General features: G+C 45.6%; 16 protein-coding genes. 6 read left to right on the top strand and 10 right to left on the bottom strand.

All coding sequences use genetic code 11. The features are described 5' to 3' along the window. Window positions 1–339: 339 nt before the first annotated feature. The 10 genes from LZG74_RS25295 to atpD all read right to left on the bottom strand — a co-directional run bounded on the left by LZG74_RS25295 (window position 340) and on the right by atpD (window position 12,247). Complete coding sequence (locus LZG74_RS25295; RefSeq protein ID WP_233799242.1) at window positions 340–654, bottom strand: DUF6787 family protein; 315 nt, start codon at window positions 652–654, stop codon at window positions 340–342. Window positions 655–663: 9 nt separating this feature from the next. After that, window positions 664–1,395, bottom strand: coding sequence for an RluA family pseudouridine synthase (locus tag LZG74_RS25290; RefSeq protein ID WP_233799241.1), 732 nt, complete (start codon window positions 1,393–1,395; stop codon window positions 664–666). Window positions 1,396–1,422: 27 nt separating this feature from the next. After that, a complete protein-coding gene (gene panB, locus LZG74_RS25285) occupies window positions 1,423–2,241 on the bottom strand; it encodes a 3-methyl-2-oxobutanoate hydroxymethyltransferase (RefSeq protein WP_233799240.1) in 819 nt (272 codons plus the stop codon). Window positions 2,242–2,286: 45 nt separating this feature from the next. After that, on the bottom strand, window positions 2,287–3,627 hold the full coding sequence (locus tag LZG74_RS25280) for a murein hydrolase activator EnvC (RefSeq protein ID WP_026632594.1): 1,341 nt from the start codon (window positions 3,625–3,627) through the stop codon (window positions 2,287–2,289). Window positions 3,628–3,725: 98 nt separating this feature from the next. Continuing rightward, window positions 3,726–4,580, bottom strand: coding sequence for a DUF4292 domain-containing protein (locus LZG74_RS25275; RefSeq protein ID WP_233799239.1), 855 nt, complete (start codon window positions 4,578–4,580; stop codon window positions 3,726–3,728). Continuing rightward, a complete protein-coding gene (locus LZG74_RS25270) occupies window positions 4,570–6,321 on the bottom strand; it encodes a tetratricopeptide repeat protein (protein ID WP_233799238.1) in 1,752 nt (583 codons plus the stop codon). Before LZG74_RS25270 ends, LZG74_RS25275 begins: the two co-directional genes overlap by 11 nt. Before the next feature lie 200 nt (window positions 6,322–6,521). Next, the gene (locus LZG74_RS25265) at window positions 6,522–8,954 is read right to left on the bottom strand and encodes a TonB-dependent receptor plug domain-containing protein (protein WP_233799237.1); all 2,433 of its coding nucleotides are present in this window, start codon (window positions 8,952–8,954) and stop codon (window positions 6,522–6,524) included. 29 nt (window positions 8,955–8,983) lie between these two features. Then, window positions 8,984–10,318: an APC family permease gene (locus tag LZG74_RS25260; protein WP_233799236.1), complete on the bottom strand. Its 1,335-nt coding sequence runs from the start codon at window positions 10,316–10,318 to the stop codon at window positions 8,984–8,986. Between the two features lie 143 nt (window positions 10,319–10,461). After that, on the bottom strand, window positions 10,462–10,704 hold the full coding sequence (atpC, locus tag LZG74_RS25255; protein ID WP_026632589.1) for an ATP synthase F1 subunit epsilon: 243 nt from the start codon (window positions 10,702–10,704) through the stop codon (window positions 10,462–10,464). 28 nt (window positions 10,705–10,732) lie between these two features. Further along, window positions 10,733–12,247: a F0F1 ATP synthase subunit beta gene (gene atpD / locus LZG74_RS25250; protein WP_026632588.1), complete on the bottom strand. Its 1,515-nt coding sequence runs from the start codon at window positions 12,245–12,247 to the stop codon at window positions 10,733–10,735. A 170-nt stretch (window positions 12,248–12,417) separates the two neighbouring features. Between atpD and LZG74_RS25245 the strand changes: the two genes are divergently transcribed. From LZG74_RS25245 to LZG74_RS25220, 6 genes are all read left to right on the top strand, one after another. Continuing rightward, window positions 12,418–15,081: a tetratricopeptide repeat protein gene (locus LZG74_RS25245; protein WP_233799235.1), complete on the top strand. Its 2,664-nt coding sequence runs from the start codon at window positions 12,418–12,420 to the stop codon at window positions 15,079–15,081. A 36-nt stretch (window positions 15,082–15,117) separates the two neighbouring features. Then, a complete protein-coding gene (locus tag LZG74_RS25240; RefSeq protein WP_233799234.1) occupies window positions 15,118–15,570 on the top strand; it encodes a hypothetical protein in 453 nt (150 codons plus the stop codon). A gap of 37 nt (window positions 15,571–15,607) precedes the next feature. After that, window positions 15,608–16,318 (top strand): ABC transporter ATP-binding protein, encoded by a 711-nt coding sequence (locus LZG74_RS25235; RefSeq protein ID WP_026632585.1) that lies wholly within the window; start codon window positions 15,608–15,610, stop codon window positions 16,316–16,318. 127 nt (window positions 16,319–16,445) lie between these two features. Beyond that, entirely contained in the window at window positions 16,446–17,168 is a 723-nt protein-coding gene (locus LZG74_RS25230) for an RluA family pseudouridine synthase (protein ID WP_233799233.1), read from the top strand. A 73-nt stretch (window positions 17,169–17,241) separates the two neighbouring features. Continuing rightward, on the top strand, window positions 17,242–17,973 hold the full coding sequence (locus tag LZG74_RS25225) for a hypothetical protein (protein ID WP_233799232.1): 732 nt from the start codon (window positions 17,242–17,244) through the stop codon (window positions 17,971–17,973). Between the two features lie 59 nt (window positions 17,974–18,032). Continuing rightward, window positions 18,033–18,812: a hypothetical protein gene (locus LZG74_RS25220; RefSeq protein WP_233799231.1), complete on the top strand. Its 780-nt coding sequence runs from the start codon at window positions 18,033–18,035 to the stop codon at window positions 18,810–18,812. Window positions 18,813–18,848: the final 36 nt, after the last annotated feature.

The raw sequence follows: 18,848 nt of genomic DNA, 5'->3' as shown, positions 1-18,848 counted from the left end.
GTTACATGCCTCCGGCATTGCGCTTTACATTTGAATACCTGTCTCTACCAATATTACATGCCTCCGGCCTTTCCTCCCTGTAAACAGTAACAGTGAAGCAAGAAAAGTCGCGGAGCGACGTAATATCGGTAGCAATTGGGATTTCGTAGGTTAATTTAATCACGGCAGGGATGTAATATAATGGGTGATGTTTCTACCAATATTACGTGCCTCCGGCCTTCACTCCCTGTAAATAGTAACATTGTAACAAGAAAAGTCGCGGAGCGATGTAATATCGGTAGCAATTGGGATTTCGTGGGTTATTTAATCCCGGCAGGGATGTAATAATGGGTAATGTCACTATTCCTGCGTATTTTTTCTTTTGAAAATGCTTCCGATCCGGCTGAACATTCGTTTTTCAAATTCCCAAAAGAAGTTAAACTTCCCCCAGATCCATCCCCAGGCAAGTAAAATTACCTGGTATAGCGGTAAGATAATGATGATATTAATGCCCCAGCGAAGCCAGGCCGGCGAATCTTCCGTGACGCCAGTTATATAAAATAGCCCACGCTTTACATATAAAACCGAAAAGCCCGTACATGCGAAAACGATTAGAATGACTATCACATCCCAACCGTTTTTAACATTCCAACGTGCTTTCAGTTTCTCGATCATTGGCTGATTTTATTCATAAAGAAAATCCAGATGCTCTGGCTTGATCTCTTCATCGTCCAATGTCAGGAATTCTTCCCAAAACGGATCATTAGGGACCCCAGCCTTGCAAATGATCGGCTCCTTTTTTACAGGATGCTCGAAATAAAGTCTTCGGGCATGCAGATTAATGTTGTTGTCCTTGTTACCAACCGGGTAACCGTATTTCACGTCGCCCCGGATCGGGCAGTTCATAGATGCAAGCTGTACGCGGATCTGATGCGGCCGGCCTGTAACCGGCGTTACTTCCAGCAAATGAAACTTATTCACCTCCCCCAACCAGCGATAAGATAGCTCTGCACGCTGCGTTCCGGGTTTTTCGTAATCATAAGCCGTGGTCACATTTCGGGACTCGTCTTTGGAAAGATAATGCACTAGTTTGCCTTTCTTCTCCGCCGGACGGTTTTTCACCACTGCCCAATAGGTCTTCTGAACATCACGCTTGCGGAAAATCTCATTCATCCGCTCCAAAGCTTTTGAAGTTTTAGCAAACACAACAAGCCCGCTAACCGGTCTATCCAGCCTGTGCACCGTGCCCAGGAACACCGCACCTGGTTTTTGATATTCTTCTTTGATATATTCTTTTACCATATCGAGCAGACATTTGTCCCTCGTCGCATCACCTTGCACCAGAATGCCTGGCTCTTTGTTGACGATAATGAGGTGATTGTCTTCGTATATGATCTGAAATGGGCGCTTTGCCATATTATTAGTTCTTTACTTTTTAAAAGGTTAATAAGATTCCTGTTCATTAGGGAATGACTTACCTTTTACATCTTTTATATAATTTGATATTGCATCCGTCATCACACCATTGAGATCGGCATAGCGGCGTAAAAACCTGGGCTTAAAGGCTTTATTAATGCCCAAAAGGTCATGCAAAACCAAGATCTGACCGTCTGCATGAGGCCCTGCTCCTATTCCGATCGTTGGAATGGTTACGGTTTCTGAAACTTGTTTCGTTAACGAAGAAGGGATTTTTTCCAAAACAACCGAAAAACAACCTACTTCTTCCAGCATACGCGCATCATCAATTAACTTCTGCGCCTCCGCCTCCTGCTTGGCTCGTACAGTGTAAGTGCCAAACTTGTAAATAGATTGCGGTGTAAGGCCTAAATGCCCCATAACAGGCACACCCGCGCTTAATATGCGCGTGATAGAATCTTTGATCTCCAATCCTCCTTCCAACTTCACAGCATGCGCGCCCGACTCTTTCATAATGCGGATCGCCGAATTCAATGCTTCCCGAGAATTTCCCTGATAAGATCCAAAAGGCAAATCCACAACAACCAATGCCCTTTTCACAGCCCTTACCACTGATGTGGCGTGGTATATCATCTGATCAATCGTAATCGGCAATGTAGTTTCGTGGCCGGCCATGACATTGGAAGCCGAATCCCCTACCAGGATCAACTCCACGCCAGCCGCATCTACAATGCCTGCCATGGAAAAATCGTAAGCTGTAAGACAGGATATTTTCTCCCCACGGGTTTTCATTTCCTGAATGATGTGGGTGGTAACGCGCTTTATATCAGGAGTATGGATAGACATAATCTTGGATGAAAATGAGTAAATAATAAATTCCGGATTCCTGGCCTACCTGCGGATCAGCCAGCTTTCCGGATTGAGACGCGAAGTATTTTTCCAGATCTGGAATTGTAATTCCGATGTGCCATCGCTGTCGGTGGCTACCCTGCCGATGTTTTCACGGGCTTTCACTTTTTGTCCGGCCCGCACCGTAACCCCGTTCATTTTCGCATAGATGGTCATGTAGTTACCATGTTGAATGGCCACCACATTGCCCATTCCAGGCATCTCTGTAACGTCAAGCACAACACCGTCATAAACCGAGCGTACCGGCTCGCCAGCGGTTGTCTGAATGTCAACACCCAGGTTATCAACCATTACACCTTTCAAAACAGCATGTGGGCGCTGGCCAAAGTGCCCGGATACGAATCCTTTCACAGGCCAAGGCAACCTGTTTTGTGATGCGGTGAACGATGATGCCAGCGTAGTTTCCTCTTCGCTCATCCCACCGGAACTGATTGGAGCTTCTTCTTCCTCTGGCTTTGCCGCAACAGCCGCTTCACCTTTCTTCTCTCTTTCGGCATTTTCACGTGCCAATCTTTCGCGCTCTGCTTTTCTCCGCGCCTCTCTTTCTTCCCGTTCCCGGCGCTCGCGCTCAATACGCTCACGTCGCTCGCGTTCTGCAATGCGGCGGATATTCGCCTCCAAAAGGTCGGTAGCACGCTTATTTTCAGCGATTTGTTTTCTAAGTTCTACTTCTTTCTGGGAAAGCTCCTGGATTACTTCGTTTTGCTTAGTTTTCAGTCCTTCAAGCTTTGTATTCTCGGTGACCCGTGTATTCAAAACCGTTTTCTGCTGGTTTTGCTTGGCTGTAATGCGACGGCGTTCGTCCATTAGCTTACCTTGCAAAACCTCCATTTCCTTCACCTGGCCCTGGCGCGCTTCGGTATATTGTTTCAAATACTTGTAGCGCAGCACAAACTGATTGAAAGTGCCCGAAGAAAACAGAAAAACCAATTGATTAAAATACACATTCCGTTTGGAAGCTTCGTAGATCATGTGACCATACTCGGTCTTCAATTTGGCCAGACTGCTGTCCAGCGCCTGCCGTTTTCTCTCCAAGACGCCCAATTCCTTATTTAAGAGGTCCAAGTCATCCGAAAGCAGGTCTATTTGCTTTTTGTAAGTGTTAATTTGCTGATTAAGCGCTTTCAATTGACCAAGATTGACATTCTTCTGGGATGATGTCTGGCGCAGGATGCCCTGGATTTCTCTGATTTTGCTCTGGTTCTCGCTCTTCTCGCGTTCGAGCTGTTCACGCGATTTCTGCGCGTAAGCACCCAGGGACGCACAAAAGATGAACGTTAGCAGTAATAGTAAACGACGAAAATACAATCTTTGAAAGGGCATACAGTTAATTCTTGCGGCCAAAACTCCTGGAAAAGGCAGGCAAAGTTAAGCAGACTTGGGGTTTTTGACCCTATGATCGCCGCATGACCTGCTGATTTTTACCTTTTTCGCTTATAAGAAGCCGGAACGCTAAATGGAAATCCTGGATTTTCGGTAACCAGATCTACTTTACTATGCTTAATGTGCATGGTGGTCTGCCGGACTTGCTGGTCTTTTTGCGACTTCACATTCAGGTCAATGTGGCTTGTGAAAGGAAAAAGGAAGCTTTTTACCTCTTTAAAATCTGAATAATCAAGCGTAAATGTATTTTGTGTCGGCACTTCGGTTGCTTTTAATCTGGAGAGTTTCAAATTGTTTTCTCCAATGTAATTATCAACTTCCAGCCGCTCAACAATTTGTTTGAGTACATAAAACTCATTTTCCTTCACAAAACGCGCATCCGGCTGCTGTGGAAAGGGTAGGTTACCAATGATTACGGACTGCAAAAGCGCGAAATTGAGGTCAAAATTATATTGCTTGCTAAGCTGCTCGTAATTGAAGACGAAGTAATCCTTATGAATTTTATCCATAAAAACGATAGAATCACGGGTTATAAGTCCCCGGGCTACTTCGAACCCCACACCTGTTACGGAAAGCCAGATAATGCTGTCTTTCTTCATCCGGATATTAATGTTTGTATTATTAAAATCAGATGATTTGCTTTTGAAATCAACTTTTGACTTTGCGACTAGATAGTCAAATGAAATGGAATTGACCTTCACCGATCCCGACTCGCTTGTAGAAGCAGAATCTGCTGCTGGCACAGCTGCCAATGAATCTGCTGAGTTTGGGGCCGCTATAACCAGGGAATCGCTTGGTGCAGGCTTATTGTTTTTGGAGAGACGCTGCTTGTGGCAAGCCGACAAACAGATCATCCCGATTGTCACTGCCCAAACCGTAATTTTATTGCTCATGTAATGCACCTGTTGCTATTTTTTTGTCAAGAAGTTCGGTCGTCTCTCCCATACTTCTGGCTTTCTTCCATTGCGCAACAGCATTGTCGCGTTCGCCGAGTTTGAAAAGTACGTCTCCATAATGTTCAACAATCGTGCCACTTACACCGCTTGTATCTACCATTGCTCTTTCCAGAAACTCCTTCGCTTTTTTGTAATCCTTACGGACATATAGCACCCATGCATGCGTGTCCAGGTAAGTTGGATTATTCTTATGCTCCTGCACCAGCTTTTCAGACATTTTAAGTGCCAGATCAAGCTTTTCACCGCGTAGCGACAAGTAATAGCTGTAATTATTTAAGACGTAATCATTGTTCGGATTGTCCTTTAAGGAAAGCTCATAAGCCGCATCCGACTTCTCGTGGTCGCCCAAACCATTGTAAGCATCACCCATCTGAGCATGGATAACCGGGATCATTTCGGGCTTATCGCCGATCAGTTTCAGGCTTTCTTCAAATGCAGAAAGCGCTTCCTTGTAATTTTTCTTTGCCAATTGCGCAGTGCCGTTGGAATACCAGAAGATCCCTTGGTTTGGAAAAAGTTCAAGTGCCTTTTCCGAATGTACCAGCATGCTATCTACCTGATTCAGATCACCATCCAGCTGTAAAACTGCGCCCCAAACCTGAAAAACGGAGCCATCGATTCGGGCAGCTTTGGCATACAGATCACGCGCTTCTGCCTTTTTATTCTGGCGCATCAGCAAATCTGCATAGATCACGTTGGTGCGGGATTCATTAGGGTGTGTTTCAGATAGCTGTTTGGCAAGTGAAATGGCTTCCACAATTTCGGCATCGGTTTTGAGCATGGTCAAATAACCTGTCAGAACGCGAATCTTGGGGTCTGCGTCTAGGTTAGGGTTTGCAAAAACGAGTTTTAACTCCTCGTTACACTTTTGAACATCGCCATTTCTGCGGTAAATGTCTGCCAGCAGCACATGCGCCTGTGCCTCATCCGGGTTCACTTTCAATGCTTCTTCAAGAGGAGCCACTGCTTCCACGATCCGCTCGTTAGCAATCAGCATTTCAGCTAATTCTACCAGATAACTTACTTCACCCGGCTCGGCGGCTATTAGTTTTTTGGCTTCTGCAAGCGCTTTTTCAAGATTATTCTGTCTCAAATAAAGCTGTTCTTTCTGGTGCGTGATCTCTTCGGTCACACCCAGTGATTTTTCCAGCACATTATAGGTTTCAATCGCCTTATCGAACTGATCATTAAATACATAAACCGCCGCCAGCTCTACACCATATTGCACATTACCGGGGCTCTTTTCGAGTAATTTCTCATATATCACCGCAGCTTCCGAATATTTCCGGCGTTTTGCGTATAGCTCTGCAAGCTGCTGTGAATAGTAAATGTTCTCCTTATCGAGGTCGTAAGCTTTCTTAGCAGAAAGAATGGCATCGTCAAACTTTTCCAGCTTTACGAGCGCCGTAGCCAGCAAATAATGACTTGCGGGATCGTTTTTACTACTTTCTACAAGTTTTTGAAAAATAGGAAGTGCGCGATCCGGCTCATCCTTCATGATAAACTTCATTCCTTCCGCAGCAAGCGATTCCTGCTCCAATCGGGCACTCGTTACTTCGGGCTTTTCAGGTTCTTTCTCACGTGCCTTACCACGCCGTTGCGCTTGCGCATCCGGTGTGACAAAGACGCTCGCAATGAGGCAGATAAGCAGGGTCCATTTTATATATGCAGTCCTCATATTATTATCTAAACAAAGTCAGATCCGAAGAGGTGACAAGCCATTTACACGTAAAAATCAAAGTTACCAATTTTTGTCTGTATGATTCGTTGGCTCAACAGCCCAAATAAGATTAGTAACGTTCAAAACAAGGTAATCTTATCTGAAAATCAGCAGACTTGAAAAGTTTCGAAAACTTTCCAGAGAATGTAAAGTCATTGCTAATCAACCGCATAGGCTGCTTTTCCCGATCCTGGCGTGCCAGACAAGCTTAACGCATCCGCACGGATATCAATATTTGTCACCGCATCTGTATTAAAATATTCAAATTTAACTTTGCCGTCCTTATTCGTTCTCAACATGGGAGCCCAGAATAGGGTAGAGCGGTAATCGGGCGTTGTGGCCTGCTGCTTGCTAACCTCGTATTTGGGGGCATAAAATTCTTTGGGAACATTAAAACCGGCTATCTTCGAAACCAGCACACCAGGGACAATGTCCTGTGAGTAATCGTAATTCTCGTTGCCTCTTTTGGTCAAAATCGAAATGACCCCATTGCCGCCGCGGCTTCCGAAAATAGCGGCACCAGGTCCTTTTAAAACATCGATCGATTCCACGTCGAATGTGTTCAGACTCGATATCATGTCCTTGTCCACCGGCATTCCGTCCAATACAAACAATGGCTCTCCACGATTGCCCCTAATGTATACCGAAGCATTTATGCCTGAGCCAACCACCTGAACCCCAGCCACTCGGCCCGCAAGAATGTCCAGAATACTTCGCCCTGCGGATGCCATTTGGTTAGTCACTTTGATAGAAGCGTCTGCGGAGCCGTAAATTTTCCTGGAATCCCGCTGCACTTCTTTTTTGCCCTTAATGGTTACTTCCTGCAATAAGCGTTCCCGGCTTTCCCTGATTTTTCGGGCTATTTCCTGGTCTTGCTCAGCTCTTTTCAGGTATTCCAAAAGCTGTTTTGCATCCACGGTAACGGGATAAAAAGGCGCCTTTACCAATGTTGCCTTAGGCGCAGCAAAAGGGTCGAGGCGAAAGGAGAGGCTGGCGTTTCCTTTCTTGTTCATTCCCTGCAAACGGATTTTCAATGAGTCCGTAAAAACGAGGTTATAAACTCCAAAGCGACCGTTTGGATCTGTTTCGGCGGTCAGGAATGTGTTTAGGCTATCATTACTGAGATACATTGACAACATTACTTTTTCGCTCAGCTTTTTATTGTTTCGCTTCACTTCTCCTTCCAGTGTAATGCCTTGTTCAACAAAACGTTGCGGCGCAGCAAGCGAATCAGTTAAAACATCTTCCCACAAAAAACGGCTCCAACCTTGCGTCATCATCAGCATATCCATATGGATCTTTTTTTCCGTTTTGTTCGGATCAAAATAGTAAGACGGTTGTTCAATAAAACCTTTCAGATCGGACGAAAGCAGGAGATAAGAAGCAATGGTTTCATCATAAGGCTGTTGCAAAATTTGTCCTGCATCAGTAACGGCCACGGAAAGGTTTGTTTCAACAGGCTTACCAGCCGAATCTGTCACGGAAATCTCAATTTCCGCTTTTTCGCGAGGCTTATAGGCCGTTTTGCCAGGCGAAATGTTGACCTTCAGATTCCTGTTGTGATTAATAAAAACAAGCCTTTCGCTTACCGGCTTATTTTGTTCATCAAACAATGTCAAATGCGTGATGCCATCCGGCAGGCCCGTTGTAGGAAGGTTCAGCATCAGGCCTTTGGATGTAACTTTTCCTTTGGCCACAAAGGCAACAATGCCGCGCGCGTGTCCTACAATGTGGATCAGGGATTCTGATTTCCCCGGCAACACACCGTATACAATTACACGCATTTTTAAAGGACTGGAAAGATTGTCGACCACCATTGTGTAACCGCTTTCCATCACTTTCGGAAAATCAAAACGCGAAACCTGGCCATCTTTCGCTTTTACAAATGCACTATAAACTTCCCCCGACTTAGGCTCAAATGCAAAACGCCCCATTCCGAGATGACTGCTTGTATAGAAAGCGACCGTATCATTGCTTTTATTTAAAATAAAACCATTTACGTCCTGACCTAAACCATTACCAGCCAATGCTTTGAAAGCAACCCGCGTATTGACTCCTGCCACCAGCTGCCCACCCTCCGGGAAAAATTTTAAATCCAAACCGCCAGCCGCAGCAGGCTGCGAAACGGTCTCGGGATCGAACAGATAAATGTCTTTTTGAAAAAAATAATCTTCTGAAAAATTACGCATCCAGTTCGTATAAGCGCGGATCGTATACGCGCCCTGTCCGATGGAATCGGCAAGCACAATTTCACCATGCCCAATCCCACCTGAGAGCTGAACCCGCCGCAGTGCTACATTTTTGCCGGTGCGGTGTTCTATCAGATCCACATACAGGAGGTTACTAGCGCTATCGGCAAGGTGGAGCGAACCTTCCACCAAATAACTCTTGAACCACAACGTGTCGCCCGTCACATAATAGGGCTTGTCCAGGTGCAAATATGCCTTTTCCTGGGGAAACACTGTCCTGTAATTCGATAACCTGGCGGCAATACGTTGTGTAAAATCATCATAAAGCCATTGAAAACCAGTCAATAGCAACAAAAAAGCGGGAATCAGGCATTTCTTTAAGGTGTTGTTTGTCCATGGCATAATTTCAAAACTTAAATGAACTAATGTATTTAACGGTTCAGGCGGCTGACCAGCAGGTAAGCCGGATAGCTGATCACAAGAAATAATAATGCATACTGCGTGCTGGCGAGATCCTGAATGACCGCTCCGACCAGGAATGCGATGGATAAGATCAGCATAATGATGGGCAGGATAGGGTAGGCAGGCACTTTCCATGGCCTTGGCAACTCCGGTTCCTTTTTACGCAGCGCAAGCAATGAGGCAAATCCGGAGGTGTAGCCGAGCACAAAAAAGAACGTCGCAATGTCGGAAAGCTTTTCGGTGGCGTCTTTGCCGATGAGGATCAGCGTGATGGCAACTGCGGAAGTGATCAGCATCGCAACGGCCGGCGTCCCGCCTTTGTTTACCGCCGTTCCTCCCCGGAAAAAGAGCCCGTCCCGGCTCATGGAATATAATACACGCGGATTAAACAGCAACTGTGCATTTACAATCCCCAAAATGGATATCATCAAAAATAAAGTAACAATCTTTCCCGAACCTTCACCAAAAATTAACCGGATGGAATCCGCCGCCGCTAGCTTGGACTGCGACAATTCGTTCATGGGCAGGACATGCAAAATCGCCATGTTACAAAGCAGATAAATGATAATGATCAGCAAGACGCCTCCGATCATGGAACGCGGCAAATTTTTCGTCGGATCGCGGTCTTCTTCTGAAAAGTATGCAGCCGTATGCCAGCCGTCATAAGTGTAAAAAATCGCCTGCAATGAGAATATAACGGGCGCGATCCAGCTGCCCGTTTCGACGATTTTGCTCGTCGTCAACTGCGCCTGCTCGGCGGTAACTTCGTCGCCATAGATGAAGCATACTGCCACAAAAATGAACAATCCAAGCCCTTTGAGCACACTCATAATGTTTTGGAAACTGCTCGCCAATGCCAGCCCGATCCAATGTATGCCGGTCAGGATCAGGAGCATACCAGCCGCTACATAAGGTTCATAGCCTACAAATGCGGGAATAAGCAATGCGAGATATTCGCTCATGGTATAAACGCCGAAGCCCAATGCCGAACACGTTCCCAGCCAGCTGTTTATCCCTACAACGAAGCCTGCGTAGTTGCCAAAAGCCCGTTGCGCATAAATGTACCAGGCGCCGGCTTTGGGCATAGAAGTGCCCAGCTCGATCGTGCACAATGTTCCCAGAAAAGCATACAAACTCACTGCGGCCCACAATCCCATAATGAGCCAGTAATCGCCCAGTTGCTCGGCAATAGGACCCGGCTTTCTGAGAATTCCCGTCCCTATGGTGCCCCCAACGGTGACTGCAACGCCAAAACCGACGCCAAGGATTTTGAAAAGTTCATTTTTGGCTGCCGGTTGCTGCATAGGAGAGTGAAGTTGCGTTTTCGAAAATAGGAAAACTTTTTCTTTTTGTAACTCCCTATATTTACCGGGCTGGCTTAAAAGGTGAAAACAAAAAAAGCAGATGCCGCTTGCGCAACATCTGCTTTTAATTCTGTTATATATTCTTACAAAACAGCCTCAGCGAGTACTAGTACCTGATTATTAAGCACTTCTACGACGCCGCCGTCGATCAGATAGGATTGCTTTACGCCACCGGCTTCCACAACCACATCACCTTTGCCCAGTGTGCTAACCAATGGTGCGTGACGGTTTAAAACCTGAAACTGTCCTTCAGTACCCGGTAATGTAACGGCATTTGCCTCTCCGGCAAACACTTTTTTATCTGGGGTGATGATTTCTAAATGCATGAATTCAATGTTTATGATGCACTACAACTTATCTCGTTGCTTCTGCAAGCATTTTTTCTCCTTTTGCCTGCGCATCTTCAATAGTTCCAACCAGGTTGAAAGCCATTTCAGGAAGGTGGTCATAGCTGCCGTCCATGATCAGGTTGAAACCTTTGATCGTGTCGTTAATGTCAACCAATGTTCCTTTCAAACCTGTGAACTGCTCTGCAACAAAGAATGGCTGAGACAAGAAACGCTCAACACGACGGGCGCGTGAAACGACAAGCTTATCTTCGTCAGAAAGTTCTTCCATACCAAGGATCGCAATGATATCCTGCAATTCTTTGTAACGCTGAAGAATGTTCTTAACACGCTGTGCGCAATCGTAATGGGCTGCACCTAATGTTTCTGCGTTCAAGATCCTTGAAGCTGAATCGAGTGGATCCACCGCTGGGTAAATTCCTTTTTCAGAAACTTTACGGCTTAGTACTGTCGTTGCGTCCAAGTGAGCAAATGTTGTCGCAGGAGCAGGGTCAGTCAAGTCATCCGCAGGTACGTAAACTGCTTGTACAGATGTAATTGAACCGCGTTTTGTAGATGTAATGCGTTCCTGCATCTGACCCATTTCCGTTGCCAATGTTGGCTGGTAACCCACCGCAGAAGGCATACGTCCTAAAAGTGCAGACACCTCAGAACCAGCTTGTGTAAAGCGGAAAATGTTATCGATAAAGAAAAGAATATCACGACCCTGACCTTCGCCATCCCCGTCACGGAAATACTCAGCCATTGTTAATCCTGAAAGTGCCACACGAGCACGTGCGCCAGGAGGTTCGTTCATTTGTCCGAAAACGAAAGTTGCCTGTGAGTCTTTCAATGTGTTATAATCCACTTTTGAAATGTCCCAGCCGCCTTCTTCCATGCTGTGTTTGAATTCGTCGCCGTATTTGATGATACCAGCTTCGATCATTTCACGCATCAGGTCATTTCCCTCACGGGTACGCTCTCCAACACCTGCAAATACGGATAGACCCGCGTACGCTTTTGCAATGTTGTTGATCAATTCCTGGATCAAAACGGTTTTACCAACACCGGCACCACCGAAAAGACCAATTTTACCTCCTTTTACATAAGGCGCAAGCAAGTCAATCACTTTAATCCCCGTGAAAAGGATTTCGGTAGACGTTGCAAGATCTTCAAATTTAGGAGCTGAGCGGTGAATGGAGATACCATTCGAATTGTCAAGCGGTGTAAGTCCGTCGATTGCTTCACCGATTACGTTGAACAGACGACCTTTGATTCCTTCGCCGATCGGCATTCTGATCGGAGATCCCAGTGGTGTCACCGTCATGCCGCGTTGCATCCCTTCGGTACTATCCATCGCGATGGTGCGGATCCGGTCTTCACCCAAGTGCTGTTGACACTCAAGAACTACTCGCTGACCATTTGATTTGATGACTTCTAACGCATCAAGGATCGACGGAATACTTCCGCTTTCCTCAAATGATACGTCTACAACCGGGCCAATTACCTGCGTAATTTTTCCTATGTTTGTCGCGTTTGCCATTATATAATTTTGATTATCTCCAATGAGGTTTTTTTCAGACCGCAAAAGTAGGAGATAATTTGGTCAGTACCAAGAGTGGAATTATTGATTTATTGGATATTTTTTAGAAAGTGTCTTCGTTTTACGGATTCTGATAGTTGAAATTCCGTGAAACGATTTAAATAAAATATATGAAGGAGTTTTTTTTCTGGAAGGTTTGGTCGCCGTCGGAGCGGAGGATGACGGTTGGGGCTTTCCTGGTTTTGGTCTTGGCGCTGGTGTTTTTTGCGATCAAAAGCATTGATCCGCTGGGGAATGTGATCCGGTGGAATGTGGTGAGCGAGCTTTCCGAGACGACTGCAGTTGTGGATGTGCTGCAGATCGGGGAGTGGCAATATGGGATCTCGACGCCTTCGCATTTGGTGACGGAGAGCTTCATGGCTTCGGTGATGGAAACGGATTTTTTGTCTGTTGCGCTGTTTTGGATTTTTTCTTTGATTGGATTAACAATTCTCCTGGCTGCCCTGACGACCATGTCGCGGTTTTGGTATCTGGCAGGCACCATTGTATTTATCCTGTTTCTGGCATTTTCAAGACTGGAAACATTAGGCGCATTCGGGGATGCCAGCCGGGCACTTTTTATGATCGCTGTACTCTTATATGGCGGCGTAACCTACTATTTCCATGCATTCAGGCCGGATTTTGGCATTGGAAGACGGATTTTAGGTGTGGGAGCGGTGACTGTTCTTCTTACAGTTCTTATTGGTTTTTTAGCTAAAACTCCATTTCCTGCTTTAACCGCAGCTTCTTACTCATTTCCTTTCTGGCTGCTCATTACCATTCTCTTTTTGCTTGTTTCTGCCACGGAAATCATTGCAGGACTAGTGTGGCTGAGCACGAGCGGTTCTGTTTCCAAAGGAAAATCCGGATTGGTTAATTTCTTAGTGATCAGCATTCTGTATTTGACATTGCTGCTTTTGCTATATCTGAGAAATACGAAGCAGATTGATTTTGATGCGACATTGATCAGTCCGGCCTTTCTGGCATTGGCATCCGGGATTCTGGGAATTTGGGGTTTCCGGCGTCGTGCCGATTCTACGGATGGCATTATTCCGTTCCGCAGCACGGGTTTCTGGCTTTATATAGGCATGTTTATCATTGCAGTTTCGTTTGCAGGTTATATGTCGGCGACTGCCAATGATCCGGTTTTAGAGACATTGGAAGATGTAGTTGTGCAGGGTCAGCTTGCAATGAGCGTGCTCTTTTTGTTTTATGTACTGATCAATTTTTATCCCCTTTTTCAGCAAAAACTGGCCGTATACAAAGTGCTTTACAAGCCAATGCGATTCGGGCTTACGCAAACGCGTTTGTTTGGTTTCACCATCCTGATCGTGCTGTTTTCTATTCAAAGATTGCTGCCGGTTAACCAGGCGATTGCGGGTTATTTCAATGGATTAGGCGATTTACATGCCAAAACAGAGGAGTTTACGCTTTCGGAGCAATATTATAAGCTCGCTGTTCAGCAGGAATTTCAAAACCATAAATCCAATTACGCCTTGGCCTCCCTTGCATTGCGGCAGGGCGACCGGAATGCGGCGGCTTTTTATTTCAGACAGTCATTGCTCAAAAACCCTTCGCCCCAGGCTTATTCGGGGTTAACGGGCATTCTGGTGCAGGAGAATTTGTTTTTTGATGCGGTTTATAGTTTACAGGAAGGCATCAGGACGTTTCCAAAAAGCGGTGAGCTGCTGAATAACCTGGGTATGCTGTATTATAAAACCAATGTTGCCGATTCGGCTTACTATTATCTAGCAAAAGCAGAGGAAACGACCAAACGAGCTGAAATCCCTGCAACGAATCTGCTCGCTATTCTTGCTAAAAACACAGATTCCGGCTTGCTGGATTCGCTTGCCTCGGCGAGTGAAAAGCGCGATTATCTTTCCTGGCAGGCCAACTGGCTGGCTGTGCAGAATCTGAGGCAAAATTTTTCAAAGGAAACACTCAACAAAAATGCAGTTCCTGCGGATTCGTTGCTAAGCGTTTCATCTTTTGCTTATTTATTGAATTACGCGGTGAACCAGGCAAAACAAGACAGCACGCCAGCCAGATTATTGCCTGAACTGGCAGCGAAAAATCCCGTTCTTTCCCAGGATTTAAGCCTTGCCGCCTTGTATTCCCAATTTTACAGCGGCGACAAACTCAAAGCATTGGAGACATTAACAGGCTGGGCAGACGAAGACGGCGAACAAAGCGATTTATATCATAAAATATTAGGACACTGGCTTTTACAGCTCGGCCTTTACGACAAGGCAATTGAAACATTATCCGTAGTTGAAGGCGTTGAAGGGACCATTGGCATGGCTGTTGCGAACGCCTTAGCAGACAAAAAAGAGGTTGCCGTAATTCTTTTGGATAAAATTCAGGACAAAGAACAAAGTGCTGCGATTGAAAAACTGAAACAAACATTGTTCTCGGGTGTTAAGCCCAAATCGCTTTCGGATTCGTTGTATTTAGTTGCGCAAAAATCGCCTTCGGACAAGAATTTTAGTAACGCAGTGCAGGTCAATCCTTTTGACGAAAGGGTTGTTTCCTCGGCTTCGGCACATTTCCGCCAGAAAAAGCAGACTGCAAAGGCTTACAAACTGGTGCTGAATGCATTGCGATATAATGAATATGCGCCACAATTATGGGCACAATATGCGTATCTGAGTCTGGAACAAGGTTTGATCGGTCAGGGGAACGAAGGAGAGGAAAAGGTGAGGCAGTACGCATTGCCTGCCGATTATCAGCAATTTATGACTCGCTATCAGCCTATGCGAGCACTTATCGAAAAACAACGGGCGGAATTTCAGTGATTTAATATTTTAGGGAAATCATTACACTTCATCAACATGTCTTTATCCTGGAAATCCAACATCAGCGGAACCGAATGCCGGATCTTTCGAGGCAAGCTGATTGTGGGGTTATTAAAGACAAATTTCTGGAAAAGCACTGGCTACGGCGAATTAAACGGCTATTTGCTCAGATTCAAAAACGAAGGCTTACTCAACACTGTCACCAAAATTCTGGATATAGACGGTGCGAAGGTGCTTGGCGAGATCAAATACAACCTTTGGAACGGGTCCGCCACGATTACCTACGAGGATGAGCTGTATAACTGGAAATATGAGTCCTGGACAAGAAGAAAATGGGTAGTAAAAACCGCCGAGGAAGCCACGGAATTTACATTAACCAGCTTCTGGAGAGATGAAGGCACTGTTGATAATGAGTCGGTTTCGCCAGCCGTAATTCTTGCCGCTTTGTATGTGAGCAGCCATTTGCGCACCATCATGTCAGCCGCTTAAAATCAAATGTTTTATCCCAATTCTGAAAAACCATCACATGAGAATCATTGAGACCACTGAAATTTCGAAACGTTATGTGATGGGGAGTGAGGTGATCCAGGCTTTAAAATCGGTCACGATTTCTGTCAATAAGGGGGAATACGTGGCTTTTATGGGGCCTTCCGGTTCGGGAAAATCTACATTAATGAACATTATCGGCTGCCTGGACACGCCTACGACAGGTCGTTACATCCTCAATAACAAAGATGTAAGTGACATGACGGAAAGTGAACTGGCTGAAATCCGGAATAAAGAAATCGGTTTTGTGTTTCAAACATTTAACCTTTTACCCCGAATGTCCTCTCTCGATAATGTTGCATTACCGCTCATTTATGCGGGATTAAGTAAATCAGATCGCACAGAAAAAGCAATGTTATCGCTTAAAAACGTGGGGCTTGAAAATCGCGCGGGACATAAGCCTAACGAACTCTCCGGCGGTCAGCGTCAGCGTGTTGCGATTGCACGGGCGCTTGTGAATGATCCCAGCATCCTGCTAGCCGATGAGCCTACGGGAAATTTGGATTCCAAAACATCCTACGAAATCATGGATCTTTTCGACCAGTTATACAGCAAAGGCAACACCATCGTAATGGTTACACATGAAGAGGACATCGCCCATTACGCCCACAGAATCGTCCGCCTACGCGACGGCCTCGTCGAATCCGACACCATCAACCCCAACCCAACGAAGGTTAGCGCTTTGGTTTAGATCGATTTTCGGCTTATATTAAATTCAATATTAATTACCTTTGTATTAGAAACGCTCGCAAATTGAGCCAATCCGGAAGAATTACCGTTAATGGTCGTTTTTCCGGATTATTTTTATTTGAAGATTTATGAAGATCAATTTTAAGGACCTGATATTGTTTGAAGACGAGGACTTTTTACTCGTTAATAAGCCGCCGCATCTGGCGACATTGGATGAAAGGACGGCAGATAGGGGAGGAAGCGTGCTGCGGTTGGCCAAAGAATATAATTCGGAACTGCAGGCGGCGCACAGGCTGGATAAAGAAACTTCCGGCGTGCTCGCTTTTGCCAAAAATCCCGCTGCGTACCGGCATTTAGCCATGCAATTTGAGCATAGGGAAGTAACGAAACGCTATCATGCTGTTGCAACCGGCATTCACAACCTCGACAGCATTTCCGTGTTCTTACCCATTTTACCACTAAAAAATGGAACAGCCGTTAAGATAGACCGGGCCGAAGGCAAAGTTGCAGAGACTATTTTTAATACATTAAAAGTTTATCGCGGGTACACATTGGTGGAATGCATCCCCATCACCGGGCGCATGCACCAGATCCGGATTCACCTTTCGTGCCTGAAAGCGCCCATCGTCTGTGACCCGCAATATGGCGGTGAACCTATTTTCCTTTCAAGTTTGAAAAGAAAATTCAATTTGAAAAAAGAAACAGAGGAACAGCCTCTTATTCAGCGCGTTGCGCTACATGCCTTTGCATTGTCCTTTGCGTTGATGAATGGAGATCCTATCCGGGTGGAAGCGCCGTATCCCAAAGATTTTGAAGTACTTGTCAAGCAGCTCAACAAATTTGGCGTATAGTTAGCATAGTTTTTTAAGGGTTGTCTGGAAAGATTGTGTAGCTTACAATCCATTTCAACCTAACATTAAAATCATGCATTTACACACATTTATCAAACCAAGCCTGGTCTTAGGCGTTGTTTTAAGTCTTATTGTTACAAGCTTATCCTGGGCACAAAGTCCAAAAAATGACGTTATCGTCAAGCGCGACAGTTCGAAGATCCAGGCGCTGATTACCCAAATGAGTTATGAAAAGATCAACTATCGCGATCTCGGAACCGCTGATAGCGCAAAAAGCTACATTTACCTCGATAATGTCGCGCGGGTAATCCTTAAAACCGGTAAAATCATTCATGTAAGAGATTCTGTCCTGATCGGTCACGTTCCGCCGGATAGCGTCGGGCAATACGCCGACATGGCTAATCTGCCCACAGACAAGTTTGAAAGAAGCGTCGTGATGGCGAATTCGGATCAGCTCCGGGACAAATATCGCTATCACCATGACAGATCGATGGACGGAAAAACAGGTGCTATTGTATTTACCTCCTTTGCTGCTGCTTCGCTCGTTTCAGGCGTTATTATAGCGGGTTCAGGCACCAGCCCTGACAATAAAACCATAGGAAACTCCCTAGCCATTGCTGGTCCGGTAGTGGGTGTAGGGCTTGGGCTTATCGGCTTTCGTAATTACAAATTCCATCGCAAGAAGGCGGAGAAAGTGAAGACGGAATTGTTGCGCAGAAATCAGTCGCTTAGCATTTTAACAGTCAGTCCTAATTTGGACCCGTTCAATAAGTCAGGCCAACTATCATTGAGGTTATCGTTTTAATACCTTTTATTTAGTAACATTAATGGTTACTAAATGTCGTATTATAACATCCTTCCTGAATGAAAATCACAATGCTCCGGAAGAAGATCAGATCGGTCTTCTTTCTGTTTTTGGTATTAGCCGCCTATTTCGCTCATGCCCAAACGCCCCGCAAAGCCGACGCTATCACCCTCCGCAATGCTACAAAGCTCGAAGTCCTCATACAGGAAGTCGATGATAATGTTGTGAAGTATAAGAAATTAACAGATCCCGAGGGCCCTCTTTTTTCAGTTAGAAAGAGTGAAATCGCATCCATCCATTATGGTAATGGTGAGGTTGAGACATTTGAAGCGGTGATGGAAGTGCCGGGCTATTATGCTCCGGCAGCTCCGAAAGCAACAGCCCCAGCCACCTCAACAACCGCAGCAGTGTCTCCAAAAGCGCGTTTTCAGGAAGAGTTGCGAACTGCGACCCCGGACAGGCTTCGGGCTATCTACAAATATTATAAGACTAAATCAAAGGGCGGAATGATCATGGGTATCGCAGGGGTTTCAGCGGGCGTGATTGTCGCGGCAATAGGAACCGGGATTGTAGTAAGTGCCACAGACGCCAATGGGAACTATGCGACTTATCAGGACGAAAAAAGAGCAATGCGAGGCGCTTGGATGATGATCGGCGGGTTTGCAGGTGCGGTTACAGTAGGCACGGTTGGGTTTGTAAAGGGCGGCAAAAACGGCTCCAAAGCAACCAGGGTAAGAAGGGAGCTCACCAGAAGAAATGAACCGATAACATTTCGCATAAGTCCGGGATTTAATCCTGCAAACAGATCAGGCCATTTAGCATTGAGCATGCAATTTTAATGCAAGTAATGCACAAAAAAAAGGCTTCGGAGGTTT

This window comes from Dyadobacter sp. CY327 (assembly GCF_021390415.1).
GTDB lineage: Bacteria > Bacteroidota > Bacteroidia > Cytophagales > Spirosomataceae > Dyadobacter > Dyadobacter chenhuakuii.
Note: the sequence above shows the minus strand (reverse complement) of the source record. Positions and strands in the feature narration are given on the sequence as shown.